Origin of the sequence: Methylobacterium sp. ap11 (assembly GCF_900110515.1) — a bacterium.
GTDB classification, from domain to species: domain Bacteria; phylum Pseudomonadota; class Alphaproteobacteria; order Rhizobiales; family Beijerinckiaceae; genus Methylobacterium; species Methylobacterium ajmalii.
The window spans coordinates 67,847-87,135 of sequence record NZ_FOEB01000003.1 but is presented as its reverse complement, the minus strand read 5'-3'; the positions used below and the strand labels follow the sequence as shown (position 1 = coordinate 87,135).

Sequence of the window (19,289 nt, the reverse complement as noted above, 5' to 3'; positions counted from 1 at the left end):
CGTGATTCGGGGCGTGCCGGGGCATCGCGCAATCGCCGCTCATGGCTTAAGTAGGCGCCGTTTCGCACCGCCAAAGAGGCCAAGATGTCGCCGACCGAGACAACCACCCGCACGGAATCCGACACGTTCGGGCCGATCGAAGTCCCGGCGCACCGCTACTGGGGTGCCCAGACCCAGCGCTCGATCCAGAACTTCCGCATCGGCACCGAGCGGATGCCGGCGCCGCTCGTCCACGCGCTGGGCCTCGTCAAGCAGGCCGCGGCGCTGGTGAACCGCGACCTCGGCGTGCTCGATCCGAAGCTGGCCGAGGCCATCGCGGCGTCGGCCGCCGAGGTGGTCGAGGGACGCTACGACGACGAGTTCCCGCTTGTGGTCTGGCAGACCGGCTCGGGCACCCAGTCGAACATGAACGCCAACGAGGTCATCGGCAGCCTCGCCAACGAGCGTCTCGGCGGTCAGCGCGGCGGCAAGTCGCCGGTGCATCCCAACGACCACGTCAACCGCGGCCAGTCCTCGAACGACGTCTTCCCGACCGCGATGCACATCGCGGTGGCCCGCGAGATCAACGACCGGCTGATGCCGGCGCTCCGGCACCTGCACGGCGCCCTCGACGCCAAGGCGAAGGACTTCGCCGAGATCGTCAAGATCGGCCGCACCCACCTGCAGGACGCGACCCCGGTCACGCTGGGCCAGGAATTCTCCGGCTATGCCGCGCAGGTGGCGCTCGCTGGCGCCCGCGTCGGCGCGACCCTGCCGGGCGTGCTGGCGCTGGCGCAGGGCGGCACCGCGGTCGGCACCGGCCTCAACGCGCATCCCGAGTTCGCGGAAAAATTCGCCGCCAAGGTGGCGGAGCTGACCGGGCTGTCCTTCACCTCGGCCGAGAACAAGTTCGAGGCGCTGGCGACCCACGACGCCCTGGTGTTCACGCAGGGCGCGCTCAACGCGCTGGCGAGCGGCCTGTTCAAGATCGCCAACGACATCCGGCTGATGGGCTCGGGGCCCCGCTCGGGCCTCGGCGAGATCTCGCTGCCGGAGAACGAGCCCGGCTCGTCGATCATGCCCGGCAAGGTCAACCCGACCCAGGCCGAGGCGCTGACGATGGTGTGCTGCCAGGTGATCGGCAACGGCACCACCGTGTCGATGGCCGGCAGCCAGGGCCACCTCGAGCTCAACGTCTACAAGCCGGTGATCGCCAACGCGGTGCTGCAATCGGTGCGGCTCATCGCCGACGCCGCGGTGAGCTTCGCCGACAACTGCGTCGTCGGCATCAAGCCGAACCACGATCGCATCGCCGACCTGATGAGCCGCTCGCTGATGCTCGTCACCGCGCTGGCGCCCTCGATCGGCTACGACAAGGCCGCCGAGATCGCCAAGACCGCGCACAAGAACGGCACCACGCTGAAGCAGGAGGCCTTGCGCCTCGGCTACGTCACCGAGGAGCAGTTCGACGCAGTGGTGCGGCCGGAGGACATGCTGGCGCCGAGCGCCGAATAACCCCAATTTGACATCCGCCCCGCGCAGCTTTCCGGCCGCGCGGGGCGTTTCCACCATGGGGGCGCGGAGGATCGGGCATGGCCGAGATCATCAACCTGAAGCAGGTCCGCAAGGCCCGCGAGCGCGCCGCCAAGGACGCGCAGGCGGCGGAGAACCGCGTCGTCTTCGGCCGCCCCAAGGCGGCGAAGACCCGCGAGGAGGCCCGCAAGAGCCTGGAGACCGCCCGCCATGAAGGCCACCGGCTGAAGACGCCCGACGGCGAGGCATGAGCCCGGAGGGCGGTCCGAGGGGCATCAGCCCGGAGGGCGACCCGAGAGGTGTGCGCCCGGAGGGCGGTTCGCCCCCTGCGCGCCCGGAGGACGACCCCGCGGGGATGGACCCGGATGGCCCGCCGCCGGATCGCCTGCCCGAGGGCGGCCTGCTCAAGCGCTCCCTCGTCATCGCCGGCCACCGCACCAGCGTCTCCCTCGAGGCGGCGTTCTGGGAGGCCCTGCGGCGGCTCGCGGCCGCCCGCGGCCTGTCTATCCAGGCGCTGGTCGGGCGGATCGACGCCGAGCGGGGCGAGCAGAACCTGTCCTCGGCGATCCGGGTCTTCGTCCTGCGGGCGGTGTGGCCCGGCGAGGGTTCGGTCGGGCCGGCGGACATCCGGCGTGAGGCCCAGCCGGTCCGCGGGTGATCCCGCCTTTCGCCCCTGCGGCCGTGCCGGCCGTCAGCGCCGGCCGGTCGCGGATCCGCTGAAGCTGCCGGTCTTCGTGGTCTCGTCCGTCGCGTCGCGGCGGAAGCGGGTGGCGACCTTGCCGGCCGGGGCGGCGACGAGGCCGGCGGGCGGGGCGCCGCGCTGGACCTTCTGCGAGACGTGGACGGGCGGGTGGGCCGCAGCCCCCTTGGCAGGCGGCGAGACCGGGGCGCCGGCGCTGAACAGGGCCCGCATCTGCATCTTGCCGTCGGCGCCGACCTTCGGCATTGCGAAGGACGGGCTGATCGACGGCACCGCGCCGAGGCGCGGGCGGAGCATGGCGCCCAGGACCGCCGGATCGGCGTCGGCGGAGGCGACGTGGATCGAGGCGGGTCGCGCCGGGGGCAGCGGCACCGAGACGAGGGCGGCGGCGAGCGCGGTCGTCGGGGTCGCCGCCGCGATCGCGGTCGGCGCCGGGCCGGCGAATTCGGACGGCCGCCGGGGCGGCAGCGGCGCCGTGGCGAGGCGCGGCTTCTCGGGTTTCTCCGGCGCCTCGGGGGCCTCGGGCTCGGCGGCGCCGCTCGTCGCGTCGGGCGCTGCCGCCGCGGCGGGCGCCTCCTGCGGCGCGACCGGCTCCGGCACGCGCAGGGCGGCCTGGCGGGGAGCCGCCTCCGGCATGAGGGCGCTCGGGGCCGCCGCGTCGGCATAGGCCATGGCGGTGCGGCTGGCAGCCTCGTCCGGCTGGGCGCTCGCGAGCGCCACCGGGCGGACCCGGCCGGAGCGCGAGGACAGCACCACCGGTGCGGGCGGCGGGGCGGCGGCGGGCTTGGCGCCGCCGAACAGCATCGCGAAGAACTGGCCGACGACGTTCGGGCTGTCCTCCTCGTCCGCCGCGGCGATGGCCTGGTTGACGCCCATCACGGTGCCGCCGCGGGAGAGGATCTCCGCCTTGGCCATCTCGTAGCCCGGCATCGGCCGGCCGTCGGCCGGCAGGTGGACGGTGCGGCCGTCGGGGAAGAGGCGGGCGAGCTGGTCGTGGCTCATCCGCGGCCAGGAGCGCACCGAGCCGACGTCGAGGTGGACGAACGGGCTGTTGGCCTGCGGGTACCAGCCGACGCCGCCGCGCTGCATCTGCATGCCGATCGCCCGGATCCGGTCGATCGAGACGTCGGCGAGGTAGAAGTCCATCGCCTTGCCGAGCATGTGCTGGCTGTGCTCGGCCACCGCGCGGGAGCGGCGGCGCAGGGCGGCGTTGGTCTGGGGCGAGCGGTAGGCCGAGACGACGTGGATGGCGTCCTGCGAGCCGACGGCGCGGTGGGCCTCCCACACCACGTCGAACAGGCGCGGGTCCATCTTGGTCGGCTCGTCGAGGCGCCAGTCGCGCAGAAGCCAGTTCAGCTGCTCCAGGGCGGCCCGGTCGTAGCGTCCGTCACGCTTGAACGTGATCGCGGCGCTCTCCTTGGTGTGCTCGTGGAAGATCGAGATCGTTCGGGTATCGCCGTTGGCGACCGCGTCCTGCGTGCCGCTGGTCGAGCCGAGCACGGTGCCCAGGCAGGCGACCAGCGCCAGCGCGGCGCGGCGGCAGGAGCGGGATCCCCGGGTCGGGTCGGCCGCCCCGCGGCCGGCACGCTTGAGCGCTCGCACGATCCCTCATCCTCACTCGGGCCGACGGGCCCACATGGTGAACGCAGGGTTGCCGAGAACCGTAAACAAAGGGTTAGCGGGTCCCCGCGACAGGACCCGAAGAGCGCTAAGTCGTAACCGTGGCGAAAATCGGCCCCGCTTCACGTTTCCGTGCGGGATGGATGCGCGAGGGCTCGGCACGCGCGCGGCCGCGACCCCGGGACGGGATCGCGGCCGGCCGTCGCGGGCCGCGCGAGCGGCCCGGAGCAGGGGAGGAATGGCGTGGACGGGGCCCGCGGCCCCTACCACCAGCCTCGGCGGATCGCCCCGGTCTCGCCGAAATAGTCCGGGGCCGGCTGCACCACGGCGGGCTCCTGCGGTTCGGTCGCGGTGGCGACCGGGCGGCGCGGGGCCGGGCGCGGCGCGGCCTGGTGCTGCGCTACGTCCCGGTCTCGGCGCGGTGCGGCGGCGGGCGCGCCGGACGGCGTCCCGGCGGGCTTGGCGACCTTCGGCTTGTGGCCGGCCTCGGGCGGCAGCGCCTCGTTCGAGAGGCCGAGCGCCACCTTCACCCGGGCGTTGACGCCGTAGAGGTCCGGCAGGCTGCGCAGCGCGCCGGTCCCGTCGGCCTCCAGGGTGAAGTAGGCCAGATGCACCGGGATCTTCTCGGGCAGCATCACGGTACGCTCGCCCTTGCCGATCAGGCCTTTCAGCCGCTCGGTCGGCCAGCGCGGCCCGAGCACCACCTGGGCGAAGCGGAAGGGGTCGTCGACGCGCACGCAGCCGTGGCTCAGCGCCCGCTCGGAGCGGGAGAACAGCGTGCGGTTCGGCGTGTCGTGCAGGTAGACCGCGTGGTCGTTGGGGAACATGAACTTGATGAAGCCGAGCGCGTTGCGCTCGCCCGGCGGCTGCCGGATGGCGATGCCGTTGCCGCGCTTGACCACCTGGTAGCCGAGGCGCGCCGCGTAGTTCGGGTCGCGGGCCAGCCCCGGCAGGAACTGGCTCTTGAGGATCGAGGGCGGCACCGTCCAGGACGGGTTGACCACCGCGTAGGTCATCTCGCCGGAGAAGATCGGGGTCGGGGAATCCGGCTTGCCGACGATGACCCGGGCCTCGTCGAGGACGCGGCCGTCGCGGATCACCCGCACCTTGTATTCGGGAATGTTGACGAAGACGTGGGTGCGGCCGAGATCGGCCGGCAGCCAGCGCCAGCGCTCCATGTTGGCGAGGAGGTCGGCCTCCTGCCGGTCCGGGCTCGGGCCGGCGAGGGCCGCCACGGTGGCGGGATCGAGGACGCCGCTCGCCTTCAGGCCGCGCTGGCGCTGGAAGCTCGCCACCGCGGTCGCCACGCCCTCGTCGTAGGCGGTTGCGTCCTGGGCGCCGGTCAGGCCGAAGCGGGCGCGGATCAGCGGCACCCGCGCGTCGCGCATGCCGGCCTTGAGCGCCGGGCCCTTGGGCAGGCGCACCATCGGCACGGCGCGGTTCGGCTGCTGGGCGCGCAGGGAGGCGAGCTTGGCCTTGAGGGCGAGGTAGCCGGGCTGCGCCGGGTTGTAGGTCTGGAGCAGGGCGCCGGCATTCGTCCCGGCCGGGGTGAGCCGGGTCAGCACCGCGTCGGCCCCGGGCAGGTCGAGCTTCGGGGTGATGAAGCGCGACAGGCGCGACGGCTCGAGGCGCGCGCCGCGGGCGTCGCGGGCGTAGAGCACCGCCGCCGCCGAGAGCTTCAGGTCGGCCTCGGCCCGGTCCGCCGCCGTGGCGTGGGGCGGATCGAGGAGCGGGATCGGGTAGGCGAGAGGGTCGAGCCCGTCCTCGCCCGCCGCCTGCAGCCGGGCGATCACCGCCTTGGCGGCGTCGGACCAGCCGCTCTCGGTCAGCCAGACCGCCTTGAAGGCACCGAGCGCGTAGAAGGCCTGCATCGCCTCGCGCTGCTTCGCGTTGAGGCGGCGGATCAGTGTGAAGGCCGGGTCGGCGAGGCGCGCCGCCACCACCTCGGCCACCGGGTCGCCGGGGGCGGGCGGCGGCAGGGCGGGCGCCGCGGCTTCCGCCGGGGCCGCGGGCGCCTCGGGAGCGGGCGGGCTCGCGGCGGCCGGCGGCGTCGCCGGCACGGCCTCGGGCGAGACCGCGGCGGTCGCGGCCCTGGTCAGGTCGGGCTTGGGGGCCTCGACCTTGGGCAAGTCGACCTTGGAGGTCTCGACCTTCGGAGCCTCGGCCTTCGGGAACGCGGCCTCGGGCGGGCTCGCGGCGGCCGCCCTGTCCGGGATCGTGGTGACCGCGGGGGGCGGCGCGGCCGCGCTCGCGGCGGCCTCGCCGGTCGTCGCCACCGCGGCGACGCCCTCGGCCCGTGCGCCCGGCTGGCCGGGCTGGGCCGCCAGCAGCACCGCGAGGGTCGCCGCTGCGCCGACATTCCGGCCGGTCCTGCGCTTGGGAGCCATGGTCCTCTCCTCGAAGCTGCGGCCGGGGAGCGGCCACGCTGGATAACTCGATCAGTCAGCACGTCGGTGCAGGTCGCACCATCGCATGGCTGCCACACCCGGTCGGAATGCCGCCCGGCCTCGTGCACGACGTGCGCCACGGCACGCGACAGTGTTCACCGCGCGACATCGCTCGCGCTCCCCCGGCAGGAGAGCCCAGAGCCCGTCAAATGCGGTTTTCTTCGGACCGAACGGCAGAATCAGGCGGCGTCTTCCGCCTTCTCGTCGTCGAGGCCGAGTTCCTTCAACTTGCGATAGAGGGTCGAGCGGCCGATGCCGAGCCGGCGCGACACCTCGGACATTCGCCCGCGATAGAATTGCAGGGCATAGCGGATGATCTCACCCTCCAGCCCCTCCATCGTCTTCATCTCGCCGGTCTCCTCGGCGACGAGGGAGAGGGCGTGGGGGTCGCGCACCTCGACCCGGACGATCTCGCGCACCGGGGCCGGCGCGGTGCCGGGCTCGGGGGAAGCGGGCGCCGCGGGGATGCGCACGTCGAAGCCCTGGACCTGGGCGGCGATCTGCGGGAATTCCGCGATCGTCAGCTCGTCGCCGTCGGCGAGCACCACGGCGCGAAACAGCGCGTTCTCGAGCTGGCGCACGTTGCCGGGCCAGTCGTAGCGGGTGATCAGTGCCATCGCCTCCGCGGCGATGCCGCGGACCCGCTTGCCCTCCTCGGCCGCGAACCGGGCGCAGAACGAGCGGGCGAGGTCCGGGATGTCCTCGCGCCGGGCCCGTAAGGGCGGCAGGGTCATCGGGAAGACGTTGAGGCGGTAGTACAGGTCCTCGCGGAAGCGGCCCTGCTTCACAAGGTCGAGGAGCGAGCGGTTGGTCGCCGAGATCAGCCGGATGTCGACCCGCACGCTCTTGCGCCCGCCGACCGGATCGACCTCGCCCTCCTGCAGCGCGCGCAAGAGCTTCACCTGCGCGTCGAGGGGCAGTTCGCCGATCTCGTCGAGGAAGAGCGTGCCGCCCGAGGCCTCGACGAACTTGCCGAGATGGCGCTCGGTGGCACCGGTGAACGCCCCCTTCTCGTGGCCGAACAGGGTCGATTCGACGAGGTTGTCGGGGATCGCCCCGCAATTGACCGTGACGAACGGCTTGCCGCGGCGCTCGCCCGAGCCCTGGATCGCGCGCGCCAGCACCTCCTTGCCGACGCCGGACTCGCCCTCGATCAGCACCGGGATGTTCGATTTCGCCGCCCGCTCGGCGAGCCGCATCACCCGGCCCATGTCGGGGCTCTTCGAGGTGAGGTCGCGGAACGACAGGGCGCCCGACGCCCGCCGGCGCATCCGCCGGATCTCGTCCTGGAGCTGGTCGACCTGGAGGGCGTTGCGGATCGAGACCTGGAGCCGCTCCGGTCCGGCGGGCTTGACCACGAAGTCGACCGCGCCGGCCCGCATCGCGTTGACGACCGCGTCGATCGAGCCGTTCGCCGTCTGGACGATGACCGGCGTGTCGATCCCGGCCTTGCGGAGTTCCGCCAGCACGCCGAGCCCGTCGAGGTCGCCCGGCATGGCGAGGTCGAGGAGCACCACGTCGATGCCGGCATCGGGGGCGCGCAGCGCGTCGAGCCCGGCGGTCCCGCTCTCGGCGACCGCCGCGTCGTACCCGAGGCGCCGCACCATGGCCTCCGCCAGGCGGCGCTGCACGGGATCGTCGTCGACGATGAGGACCGTGGTGGTCATCTGCTCTCCTCGGAGGACCGGGGCGGCGGGTCGCGCCGCCCGGGTCCTCGTTCCGTGTCCGGCACCGCGCTCCGGCGAGGGGGCGGCGCGAATCGCGGGACTGTTTCGTTTCGAGCCGCATGCTGCGCCACAACCGTAAAGTCGCCCTTAACGCCAACGGACGGTTCCCGGCCCGCGGGCCGTCCGGCGGCACGGCCCATGCTCCGGCCGGCCTTGCGCGGCAATCGCCGCCGCCTCGGTTGATCGCGGGCCGGTGGGAGCCGATATGTCCCGGCGCACGCCCGACACCGCCTTCGCGCCCCGAGAGGAACATCCCCCATGCCCCAGAGTGCCGCCGCGCCGTCGGACAGCGCCCTGAGCACCGCCCAGGCCACGGCCCGCGCCGTCGATCTCGGGCCGCTGCCGGAATGGGACCTGTCGGACCTCTATGCCGGTCTCGACGACCCGGCCTTCGCGGCCGACCTCGCGCAGGCCGAGGCCGAGTGCCGGGCCTTCGCCGAGAGCTATCGCGGCCGCGTCGCCGACCTCGTCGCCGGCGACGGCGCCTCCGACCGGCTCGGCACCGCGGTCGCCGCCTACGAGGCGATCGAGGACCGGCTCGGCCGGCTGATGTCCTATGCCGGCCTCGTCTATTCGGGCGACACCACCGACCCGGCGAGGGCGAAGTTCTACGGCGACACCCAGGAGCGCCTGACCGCTGCGGCGAGCGACCTCCTGTTCTTCACCCTGGAGCTCAACCGGATCGAGGACCGGCTGGTCGACGCGGCCGCCGCCCACCCGCCGCTCTCGCGCTACCGCCCCTGGCTCGAGGACATCCGCCGCGAGAAGCCGCACCAGCTCAGCGACGAGGCGGAAAAGCTCTTCCTCGAGAAGTCGGTGACCGGCCGCGCCGCCTGGAACCGGCTGTTCGACGAGACCATCGCGTCCCTGCGCTTCCCGCTGCGGGGCGAGGAGCTGACGCTGGAGCCGACCCTCAACAAGCTCCAGGACTCCGACGAGACCGTACGCCGGGACGCGGCCGGCGCGCTCAGCAGCGTGTTTCGCACGAACCTGCGGGTGTTCACGCTGATCACCAACACGCTCGCCAAGGACAAGGAGATCTCCGACCGCTGGCGCGGCTTCACCGACGTGTCGGATGCCCGCCACCTCGCCAACCGGGTCGAGCGCGACACCGTCGAGGCGCTGGTCGCCGCCGTGCAGGCGGCCTATCCGCGCCTGTCGCATCGCTACTACAAGTTGAAGGCGCGCTGGTTCGGCCGCGACAGCCTGGCCTACTGGGACCGCAACGCGCCGCTGCCGAAGGTCGAGCAGCGCACGATTCCCTGGGCCGAGGCGCGCGAGACCGTGCTGTCGGCCTACGGCGCCTTCTCGCCCAAGATGGCCGAGATCGCCCGGCGCTTCTTCGACGGCAGCTGGATCGACGCGCCGGTGCGCCCCGGCAAGGCCCCGGGCGCCTTCGCCCACCCGACCGTGCCCTCCGCCCATCCCTTCGTGCTGGTCAACTACCAGGGCAAGCCGCGGGACGTGATGACGCTCGCCCACGAGCTCGGCCACGGCGTCCACCAGGTGCTGGCGGGCCACAACGGCGCGCTGATGGCCCCGACGCCGCTGACCCTGGCCGAGACCGCCAGCGTGTTCGGCGAGATGCTGACCTTCCGGCGCGTGCTGGAGGCCACCACCGACCCGGTCCAGCGGCGGGCGATGCTGGCCGCCAAGGTCGAGGACATGATCAACACGGTGGTGCGCCAGATCGCGTTCTACGCCTTCGAGCGCAAGGTCCACCTGGCCCGCCGCGAGGGCGAGCTGACCGCCGAGAAGATCTGCGAGCTGTGGATGTCGGTCCAGGCCGAGAGCCTCGGGCCGGCGATCCGCCTCGACGAGGGCTACGAGCCCTACTGGGCCTACATCCCCCACTTCATCCACTCGCCGTTCTACGTCTACGCCTACGCCTTCGGCGACTGCCTGGTGAACTCGCTCTACGGCGTCTACCAGGGGGCGAACGGGGCCCCGGCGGCGGAGGAGGCCTTCGTCGAGCGCTACTTCGCGCTGCTCGCCGCCGGCGGCAGCCGGCCCTACGGCGAGCTCCTGGCGCCGTTCGGGCTGGACGCCCGCGACCCGGCCTTCTGGCAGATCGGCCTGTCGATGATCGAGGGCATGATCGCCGAGCTGGAGGCGATGGAGGCGTGAGGGCGCCGGCAGGCGGCCGGTGACCCGGCCGTCGGTCCGGGCGTCGCGTTTCGCGGTCGCGGATCGGTGGGTGAGGGCTGCCAAGCCTCTCCTTCTCCCACTCGCGGCCTCGTCCCGAGGTGTCGGTCGATCGCGGATCGACCGATCTCGAAGGAGAGGGTTCCAGGAAGCTCTGCGCCTGCTGGAGGCCTCCTTCGAGGTCAGCCCATCTCCAATGGGCCGACGCCTCAGGATGAGGGTGTGGGTCGGACGAAAAATCTCCGACGATACGGGGATCGTCGGTCGAGGGAGCCTGAGAAGACGGCAGGAACCGCTGCCGAAAACTCAGGGCACCTCACACCCCCGCCGCCCCGCCATCCGAGCGCGGATCGTGCGTCGCCTCGATCCGGCCGTTGCCCGGGTGGCGCACCAGCAGGCCGGCATGGCCGAGCGAATCGATGTAGGAGCCGCCCAGCTCCTCGATCTCGTGGCCCATCCGCGACAGCGCCGCGATGCAGGCCGAGTCGAACCGGTCCTCGACCTTCACGGTCATCGAGTCCGCGCCCCAGGTGCGGCCGAACAGGAGGCGCGGCGCGTCCACCGCCTCGGCGACGCCCATGCCGTAGCTGGCGTAGCGGGTGAAGACCTGGGCCTGGAATTGCGGCTGCCCGTCGCCGCCCATGCTGCCGTAGGAGAGCACCCGCCCGTCGGCGAGCACGGCGAGGGCCGGGTTGAGGGTGTGGAACGGCCGCCGCCCCGGCTCCAGCGGGTTGACGGCCTTGGGGTCGAGCGAGAACGCGATGCCGCGGTTCTGCCAGGTGATGCCGGTGCGCGGCAGGACGAGGCCGGAGCCGAACTCCCAGTAGACCGACTGGATGTAGGAGACCGCGACGCCGTTGCCGTCGATCGCTCCCATCCACACCGTGTCGCCGTCGCCGACCGGGCGCACGGGGTAGGGCGAGGCCCGGTCCATGCGGATCGCCGCGGCCTCGGCCGCCAGGCGCTCCGGCGCGAGGAAGGTCGCGGGGTCGTGGCGCAGGCGGTCGAAGTCGGTCACCACCGCGTCGCGGACCCGGAAGGCCCGCTTCGTCGCCTCGATCAGGCCGTGGTAATGCGCCGCCGTCTCGGGCCGGATCGCGCCCAGCCGCTCGTAGAGGCCGAGGATCATCAGCGCCGCCAGGCCCTGGCTCGGCGGCGGGCAATTGTAGACCGTCCCGCCCGAGAGCTTCAGCGACAACGGCGCCCGCGACACCGCCCGGTAGCGCGCGATGTCGGCGCGGGTGACCGGGCTGCCGGCCCGCTCCAGGTCCGCGGCGACCTCGCGGCCGATATCACCGCGGTAGAAGTCGTCGAGCCCGGCATGGCCGAGCTGCTCGAGCGTCGCGGCGAGCGTCGGCAGCGCCCGCACCGTCCCGGCCTTCGGGGGCTTGCCGTCGACCAGGAAGGTCTCCTTGAAGCCCGGCTGGTCGTGGAGCGTGTCGAGCTCCTTCGGCACGTAGCGCGCCTCGGAGGCCGAGACCGCGACGCCCTCGCGGGCGTGGCGTCCCGCGTCGGACAGGATCAGGTCCAGGGGCAGGCGCCCGCCGAGGTCGCGGGCGATCCCGTGCGCGACGGCCCAGCCGCCGACCGCACCGGCCACCGTCAGGGCCGCGTCAGGCCCGCGCTCGGGGATCGTCTCGTAGTCCTTGTCGCGGTAGCGCCGGATCGTCGCGAGGCTGCCGGCCGGCCCGCAGGCCTCGATCGCCCGCACGACGCCGTTCGGCCCGCGGATCAACCAGAAGCCGTCGCCGCCGAGACCGTTCATGTGGGGGTAGACCACCGCGATGGTCGCCGCCATGGCCAGCATCGCCTCGACGGCGTTGCCGCCCTCGGCGAGGATCGCCCGGCCGGCCTCGGCGGCGAGATGGTGGGGAGCCGCGCAGGCGGCGCGGGGGAAGACGGGGGTCTCGGGCATCGGCGGTTTGGACGGCTCTCGGCTCGTGTGACGGGCGGCTTGCGATGACGTTACGAAATCGACGGCCGGGGGCCCGCGCGGTTGCGCGCAGCCGCCGGTTCAGGCTAGTCCCCGGAGCCATGAAACGATAGGCGCCTCGCGCGCCCGTCGCCCCGCCACACAGCACAAGGGTCAGGCCGCGTGCCCGCATCAGCTTCCCTCAAGCCCCGCAGCCTCCTCACCATCCTCAGCATCATGGTGCTGGTTGGCGTCGAGGTGTTCGCGGTGGCCATCGCGGCGGGCTGGGCGCTCGCCGGCATCTTCGAGCTCGGCGACACCGTCGGCCACATCCTGATGGTGCTGTTCAGCCTCTGCGCCCTCTACATCATGGTCCAGCTCTGGCGCCGGGCCACCAGCATCGAGCCGATCCGCTAGGGCACCTGCCGATGATCGACCGTCGTTCGCTGCTCGCCGGCGCCGCGCTCCTGCTCGCCTCCGGCCCCGAGGTGATGAGCGCCCAGCTGCCCCTCGGCAAGCCGGAGCCCTTCGGCTTCGAGGCCCTGAAGGCGCGGGCGCGGGAGATGGCGGCCAAGCCCTACGCGCCCCCGGCGATTCCCGACCGCGACGCGCTGCAGGCGATCGACTACGACGCCCACGGCAAGCTGAAGTTCAAGCCCGACCACGCCCTGTGGGCCGACGGCCCGAGCGCCTTCCCGGTCACGTTCTTCCACCTCGGCCGCTACTTCCAGAAGCCGGTGCGGATGCACGTCGTCGAGGGCGGCCAGGCCCGCGAGATCGTCTACGATCCGGCCGCCTTCGAGATGCCGGCGGATTCCCCGGCACGGCGCCTGCCTCCGAATCCGGGCTTTGCGGGCTTTCGCTTCCAGGAGCGCCGCGGCGGTCTCCTCGACTGGCGCCGCAACGACTGGGTCGCCTTCCTCGGCGCCTCGTATTTCCGGGCGATCGGCGAGCTCTATCAGTACGGCCTCTCGGCCCGCGGGCTCGCCCTCGACACGGTGATGCCGGACCGCCCCGAGGAGTTCCCGGACTTCACCCATGTCTGGTTTGAGACTCCGGCGGCGGACTCCGACACCGTCACGGTGATGGCGCTGCTCGACGGCCCCTCGGCCGCCGGCGCCTACCGCTTCAGGATGCGCCGCACCAAGTCGGTGGTGATGGACATCGAGGCGAGCCTGCACCTGCGCAAGGATGTCGGCCGCTTCGGCCTGGCACCGCTGACCTCGATGTACTGGTTCTCCGAGACCGCCAAGCCCACCGCCGTGGACTGGCGCCCGGAGGTGCACGATTCGGACGGGCTGGCTTTGTGGACCGGCACCGGCGAGCGGATCTGGCGCCCGCTGCGCAACCCGCCCCGCACCATGGTGTCGGCCTTCTCGGACGAGCGCCCGCGCGGCTTTGGGCTGATGCAGCGCGACCGCCTGTTCGACCACTACCAGGACGGCGTCTACTACGACCGCCGGCCCTCGCTCTGGGTCGAGCCGCTCGGCGACTGGGGCAAGGGCAGCGTCCAACTGGTCGAGAACGCCACCGACGACGAGATCCACGACAACGTGGTGGCGATGTGGGTGCCGGCCGAACCCGCCCGCGCCGGCTCCTCGCACGACCTCGCCTACCGCCTGCACTGGGTCGCGGGCGAGCCCTATCCGAGCAACCTCGCCCGCGTCGTCGCCACCCGCGAGGGCAATGGCGGCCAGGCCGGCACTGACCGGCCGAAGGGTGTGCGCAAGTTCGTGGTCGAGTTTTTGGGCGAGCCGCTCGGACGCCTGCCCGCCGGGGTGAAGCCGGAGGCCGTCCTCACCGCGTCGCGCGGCACCTTCCCGCTCGCCCGCACCGAGGCGGTGCCGGACGACGTGCCGGGCCACTGGCGCGCCGAGTTCGACCTCGCTGTGACGGGGGCGGAGCCGGTCGAGCTGCGGCTGTTCCTACGCCGCGGGGACGAGACGCTGAGCGAGACCTGGACGTACCAGTATATTCCGGCGGCGTGAAACAGATTCGAGTTGATAGAATCGAAGAAAGATTGAGCGCGTCTCCCCTCTCCCGTGTGGGAGAGGGGTCGGGGGATCGAAGATCCCGCGTGAGGGTGCTACGGTTCTTGTTCAAGCACTGATCGTTGTGCTGGCAGCGTGACGGTTCAGGCTTCTAGCTGCACCGTCTCCACCCTCACCCCTACCCCTCTCCCACACGGGAGAGGGGATCCCGCGCTTCACTAAGCCTCGACCAAACTAAGCCGGTGATCGCGCGTCACCATAGCTTCCAAAAAGAGAAGCCCCGCGGCTTGCGCCGCGGGGCTTCTCTTTTCGTCTTAGGATCGGAAGGCGTCAGACCACCCGCACCCGCCAGATCTCCTCGGCGTATTCCCGCATCGTCCGGTCGGAGGAGAACCACGCGGTCCGCGCGGTGTTGAGGATCGCCGACTTCCACCAGGTCTTGGGCCGGCGCCAGGCCGCGTCGACCTCGCGCTGGGCGCGCCAGTAATCGTCGAAGTCGGCGGTGAGCAGGAAGCGGTCGCCGTGGGTCAGCTCGTCGACGAGCGGGCGGAAGCGGCCCGGCTCGCCGGGTGAGAACCCGCCCGCCGCGATCATGTCGAGGGCGCCGCGCAGGCGGGCCGAGGCCGCGATGGCCCGCGAGGCGTAGCCCGGCTGGGCCTGGACCCGCTGCACCCCGGCCGCGTCGAGGCCGAAGATGAAGATGTTGTCGGGACCGACATGGTCCTTGATCTCGATGTTGGCGCCGTCGAGCGTGCCGATGGTGAGCGCGCCGTTGAGAGCGAGCTTCATGTTGCCGGTGCCCGAGGCTTCGAGGCCCGCCGTCGAGATCTGCTCCGACAGGTCGGCGGCCGGGATGATCGATTCGGCGAGGCTCACCGAGTAGTTCGGCACGAAGGCGACCGTCAGGCGGCCGGCCACGTCCGGATCGGCGTTGACGCGCTTCGCCACGTCGCTGGCGAGCCGGATGATGAGCTTGGCTTGGGTATAGCTCGGCGCCGCCTTGCCGGCGAAGAGCTTGACCCGGGGCGTCCAGTCGCGGTGCGGCTCGGCCTTGATCGCCTGGTAGAGCGCGACCGTCTCCAGGATGTTGAGGAGCTGGCGCTTGTACTCGTGGATGCGCTTGATCTGGACGTCGAACAGCGCGTCGGGATCGAGGGCGATGCCGGTGCGCTCCTCGACCACGCGGGCGAGCGCCTCCTTGCGCTCGCGGCGCACCGCCGCGTAGCGGGCCTGGAAGGCGGAATCGTCGGCGAAGGCGGCGAGCCCTTCGAGGTGGCGGGGATCGTCGAGCACCTTCGCGCCGACCGCCTCGACGGCGAGCGCGGTCAGGCCCGGATTGGCGTTGTGGAGCCAGCGCCGGAAGGTGATCCCGTTGGTCTTGTTGACGATCTTGTCGGTGTCGAGGGCGTGGAGCGGCGCGAACACCGTCTGGCGCATCAGCTCGGTGTGGAGCGCCGAGACGCCGTTGACGCGGCGCGCGCCCAGGAAGGCGAGGTGGCCCATGCGGACCCGCTTGCCGTGGCTCTCGTCGATCAGCGAGACCTCGGCGAGGTGCTCGGGCGTGCTGCCGTGCTTCGACACCTCCTCGAGGTGCATCCAGTTGATCAGGTAGATGATCTGCATGTGGCGCGGCAGCAGCCGCTCCATCAGCTCCACCGGCCAGGTCTCCAGCGCCTCCGGCATCAGGGTGTGGTTGGTGTAGCCGAGCGTCTGGGTGGTGACGTGCCAGGCATCCTCCCAGGACAGGCCGTGCACGTCGACGAGGAGCCGCATCAGCTCCGGCACGGCGATGGCCGGGTGGGTGTCGTTGAGCTGGATCGCGGCGTGGTCGGGCAGCGAGCGCAGGTCGCCGCGCTCGGCGACGTGGCGGCGCACCAGGTCCTGGAGCGAGGCCGAGGTGAAGAAGAATTCCTGGCGCAGGCGCAGCTCCTGGCCGGCCGGCGTGCCGTCGCTCGGGTAGAGCACCCGCGAGATCGCCTCGGCCCGGGCGCGCTCGGCCACCGCGCCGACATGGTCGCCGGCGTTGAAGCGGGCGAGGTCGATCGCTTCCGGAGCGCGGGCGGCCCAGAGGCGCAAGGCGTTGACGTGCTTGGCGCCGCGACCGATCACCGGGGTGTCGTAGGGGACCGCGCGCACGGTCTCGGCCGGGCGCCAGACGCGGCGCAGCGTGCCGTCGGGCTGGACGCTCATGGCGACGTCGCCGCCGAAACCGACCTCGCAGGCGGCCTCCGCCCGCTCGAACTCCCAGGGGTTGCCCTCGGCGAGCCAGGTTTCCGGCACCTCGCGCTGGACCCCGTCCTCGATCACCTGCCGAAAGAGGCCGTGATCGTAGCGGATGCCGTAGCCGTAGGCGGGAATCGCAAGGCTCGCCATGCTCTCCATGAAGCAGGCGGCCAGCCGCCCGAGGCCGCCATTGCCGAGCGCCGCATCGGGCTCGGCGCCGGCCACCGCCTCGAGGTCGACGTCGAGGCCGGCGAGCGCCGCCCGCACGGTCTCGGCGACGCCGAGATTGCCCATAGCGTCGGAGAGCAGGCGGCCGATCAGGAATTCGAGGGAGAGGTAGTGCACGCGCTTCGGCGGAACGATCCCGGCCGAGATGGCGCTGGCGGCGACCGCCCGGTCGCGCAGCGCCAGCGCGGTGGCCACGAACCAGTCGCGGTCGCGGGCGGTGGCGGGCGTCTTGCCGAGCGCGTAGGCGAGCTTAGCCAGGATCGCGGTGCGCATCACCGTGACGTCGTCGCCCGCGGGCACCGCAGGCGCGGCCTGCGGCATCCAGGAGCGCGGCGCCTCGGCGGCATCCCGCGAGGTCTCGTCGCGGCGGCGACCGGTCAGAACAGCATCGTTGAGCACCTGAGGAACCCCCTTCCTTGCCGTAGGTCTTCAGTTGTTGCAGCGCGATCTCGCGTCGCGTGCTCTGCAGCAAACCTTCGGCCACGGCAGCATCGTGTGGCTGTGGAACGGCGATGTCGAGACGCCAGGATCAAGCTTGACCACACGATTGTTCGCGTGTTGCTGTCCCGACACGTCTCACGGAAACGCGACTTGATTTTGGCGAACCGGCCTGAAGCGAGTGTGAACGCCTCCGAGACCGTCCGCATCTGCGACCTTAGGGTTAGGAGATGCCCCTAGGGAAGAGTTAGCCGGCGGGGCAGGGTTGCGCCTCCGGTCTGGCCTCGGGGCTGCCGTTTCCGCTCTTTCCGGCGGGTCGGCGTCATGCCCCTGTCTTGGCGAGCCGCGATCTTGGCAGGCCGCGATCTTGGCGAGCCCTGGTCCTGGCGAGCCGTGATGCAGGATCGCCACGCTCGGGCCCCCGCGCGGGCGACGGGGGAACCGGAGACGAAGACGCGGCTTCCCGCAAGGAAGCCGGCCGAAAAATATTCGATCGCGGGCATCATGATCGGACGCGATGTATAACGGCGCTCGCCCGCCTCCTCAACCCCGGCCCGGTCCCGGCCGCATCCCGGCCCACCCGCCGTCGTGGCGCCGGCAGGCCCGTTCCATCCGAACCCGCCCGCGAAACCTGCTCAGGAGATCCGCATGACCGAGGACGCGAAGCCCGCCCGCCTGCTGGCGGGCGAGCTGTGGTGGAAGGCCGGCATCGTCTACCAGGTCTATCCGCGCTCGTTCCAGGACACGAACGGCGACGGCGTCGGCGACCTCGAGGGCGTGACCGCCCGGCTCGACTACCTGGCCTGGCTCGGGGTCGATGCGGTGTGGCTGTCGCCGGTCTGCCGCTCGCCGATGGCCGATTACGGCTACGACGTCTCGGATTACTGCGACATCGACCCGCTGTTCGGCACGCTGGCCGATTTCGACGCCCTGGTGGCCGAGGCGCATCGCCGGCGCCTGCGGGTGATCATGGACTTCGTGCCCAACCACACCTCGCAGGACCACCCCTGGTTCCGCGAGGCCCGCGCCTCTCGCGACAACCCCAAGCGCGACTGGTACATCTGGCGCGACCCCGGCCCCGATGGCGGTCCGCCCAACAACTGGATCAGCAATTTCGGCGGCCCGGCCTGGACCCTCGATCCGGCGACCGGCCAATACTACTACCACGCCTTCCTGCGCGAGCAGCCGGACCTGAACTGGCGCAACCCGCAGGTGCGCGCCGCGATGATGGACGTGCTGCGCTTCTGGCTCGACCGCGGCGTCGACGGGTTCCGGGTCGACGTGATCTGGCACCTGATGAAGGACGAGGCGCTCCGCGACAATCCGGTCAACCCGGACTACGTCGCCGGCGAGCCGGAGATCAACAGCCTCGTCCAGCTCCATTCCGCCGACCAGCCCGAGGTGATGCAGGTCATCGCCGAGATGCGGGCGGTGCTGGAGGAATACGACGCCCGGGTGCTGATCGGCGAGATCTACCTGCCGCTGGAGCGGCTGGTGGCGTATTACGGCGTCGATTTGTCGGGCGCGCACCTGCCGTTCAACTTCCAGCTGATCCAGACGCCCTGGCACGCGCCCGCCGTGGCGCGGCTAATCGAGGAATACGAGGCGGCCCTGCCCGAAGGCGGCTGGCCGAACTGGGTGCTGGGCAACCACGACCAGCCCCGCATCGCCGCCCGGGTCGGCGACGCGCAGGCCCGGGTGGCGGCGGTGCTGCTGCTCACCCTGCGGGGCACGCCGACGCTCTATTACGGCGACGAGATCGGGCTCGGCCGCGTGCCGATCCCGCCCGAGCGCGTGCGCGACCCCTGGGAGCACAACGAGCCCGGCCGTGGCCGCGACCCGGAGCGCACGCCGATGCAGTGGCAGCCCGGGCCGCAGGCGGGCTTCTCCACCGTCGAGCCGTGGCTGCCCCTCGACCCCCAGGCCCAGTCCCGCAACGTCGAGGTGCTGCGCGACGATCCCGGCTCGATCCTGACCCTGCATCGCCGCCTGATCGCGCTCCGCCGCGAGCATCCGGCGCTGAGCGTCGGCGATTACCGCCCGGTTTCAGTCGACGGCGACGTCCTGGTCTACGAGCGCCGGCACGCCGACGAGACGATCCGGGTCGCCCTCAATTTCGGGCACGGGGATTGCAAGGTCGATGGGGATATCGCCGTCGCGCAGCCCGACGGCGCCCGGGAGGGCTGGGAGATCCTCCTGTCGAGCGCCGGCGGCCGGCGCGGCGAGCGGCCGCTCGACGGCCATTTCGCACTTGCGGGAGACGAGGCGCTCGTGCTGATCCGGCGCGCGGCGGCCGCGCAGGGCTGACCGGTGGTTTACGCGCCTAAGCTCCGACCTCACGCGGTA

12 protein-coding genes are annotated in these 19,289 nt (G+C 72.0%); 7 read left to right on the top strand and 5 right to left on the bottom strand.

What is annotated here, in order from left to right; genetic code table 11:
* Positions 1-84 precede the first annotated feature (84 nt).
* The 3 genes from fumC to BMX97_RS04950 all read left to right on the top strand — a co-directional run bounded on the left by fumC (position 85) and on the right by BMX97_RS04950 (position 2,170).
* Positions 85-1,494, top strand: coding sequence for a class II fumarate hydratase (gene fumC, locus BMX97_RS04960; RefSeq protein WP_091746128.1), 1,410 nt, complete (start codon positions 85-87; stop codon positions 1,492-1,494).
* Positions 1,495-1,571: 77 nt separating this feature from the next.
* Positions 1,572-1,763 carry a DUF4169 family protein gene (locus BMX97_RS04955; RefSeq protein WP_091746125.1) on the top strand — a complete coding sequence of 64 codons (192 nt, stop codon included), beginning with the start codon at positions 1,572-1,574 and terminating at the stop codon, positions 1,761-1,763.
* A 104-nt stretch (positions 1,764-1,867) separates the two neighbouring features.
* Positions 1,868-2,170: a ribbon-helix-helix domain-containing protein gene (locus tag BMX97_RS04950; protein ID WP_091746122.1), complete on the top strand. Its 303-nt coding sequence runs from the start codon at positions 1,868-1,870 to the stop codon at positions 2,168-2,170.
* Positions 2,171-2,203: 33 nt separating this feature from the next.
* Here BMX97_RS04950 and BMX97_RS04945 read toward each other — a convergent pair whose 3' ends face one another.
* The 3 genes from BMX97_RS04945 to BMX97_RS04935 all read right to left on the bottom strand — a co-directional run bounded on the left by BMX97_RS04945 (position 2,204) and on the right by BMX97_RS04935 (position 7,946).
* Positions 2,204-3,739: a peptidoglycan L,D-endopeptidase MepK gene (locus BMX97_RS04945; protein ID WP_244538307.1), complete on the bottom strand. Its 1,536-nt coding sequence runs from the start codon at positions 3,737-3,739 to the stop codon at positions 2,204-2,206.
* Between the two features lie 356 nt (positions 3,740-4,095).
* Entirely contained in the window at positions 4,096-6,219 is a 2,124-nt protein-coding gene (locus BMX97_RS04940) for a L,D-transpeptidase family protein (RefSeq protein ID WP_091746116.1), read from the bottom strand.
* Between the two features lie 239 nt (positions 6,220-6,458).
* Complete coding sequence (locus BMX97_RS04935; RefSeq protein ID WP_091746113.1) at positions 6,459-7,946, bottom strand: sigma-54-dependent transcriptional regulator; 1,488 nt, start codon at positions 7,944-7,946, stop codon at positions 6,459-6,461.
* A 318-nt stretch (positions 7,947-8,264) separates the two neighbouring features.
* On the opposite strand from BMX97_RS04935, the gene BMX97_RS04930 reads away from it, so the two are divergent.
* Positions 8,265-10,133, top strand: a complete 1,869-nt coding sequence (locus BMX97_RS04930; protein WP_091746111.1) for a M3 family oligoendopeptidase — start codon at positions 8,265-8,267, stop codon at positions 10,131-10,133.
* Positions 10,134-10,467: 334 nt separating this feature from the next.
* On the opposite strand, the gene BMX97_RS04925 is transcribed toward BMX97_RS04930, so the two are convergent.
* Complete coding sequence (locus tag BMX97_RS04925; protein ID WP_091746108.1) at positions 10,468-12,066, bottom strand: gamma-glutamyltransferase family protein; 1,599 nt, start codon at positions 12,064-12,066, stop codon at positions 10,468-10,470.
* 234 nt (positions 12,067-12,300) lie between these two features.
* On the opposite strand from BMX97_RS04925, the gene BMX97_RS04920 reads away from it, so the two are divergent.
* Both BMX97_RS04920 and BMX97_RS04915 read left to right on the top strand, forming a co-directional pair.
* On the top strand, positions 12,301-12,480 hold the full coding sequence (locus BMX97_RS04920) for a hypothetical protein (RefSeq protein WP_060850654.1): 180 nt from the start codon (positions 12,301-12,303) through the stop codon (positions 12,478-12,480).
* An 11-nt stretch (positions 12,481-12,491) separates the two neighbouring features.
* Positions 12,492-14,051 (top strand): OpgD/OpgG family glucan biosynthesis protein, encoded by a 1,560-nt coding sequence (locus BMX97_RS04915; protein WP_091746105.1) that lies wholly within the window; start codon positions 12,492-12,494, stop codon positions 14,049-14,051.
* A gap of 333 nt (positions 14,052-14,384) precedes the next feature.
* Here BMX97_RS04915 and BMX97_RS04910 read toward each other — a convergent pair whose 3' ends face one another.
* Positions 14,385-16,904, bottom strand: coding sequence for a glycogen/starch/alpha-glucan phosphorylase (locus BMX97_RS04910; RefSeq protein ID WP_091746102.1), 2,520 nt, complete (start codon positions 16,902-16,904; stop codon positions 14,385-14,387).
* Between the two features lie 717 nt (positions 16,905-17,621).
* Between BMX97_RS04910 and BMX97_RS04905 the strand changes: the two genes are divergently transcribed.
* Positions 17,622-19,250 carry an alpha-amylase family glycosyl hydrolase gene (locus BMX97_RS04905; RefSeq protein ID WP_091746987.1) on the top strand — a complete coding sequence of 543 codons (1,629 nt, stop codon included), beginning with the start codon at positions 17,622-17,624 and terminating at the stop codon, positions 19,248-19,250.
* Positions 19,251-19,289 lie beyond the last annotated feature (39 nt).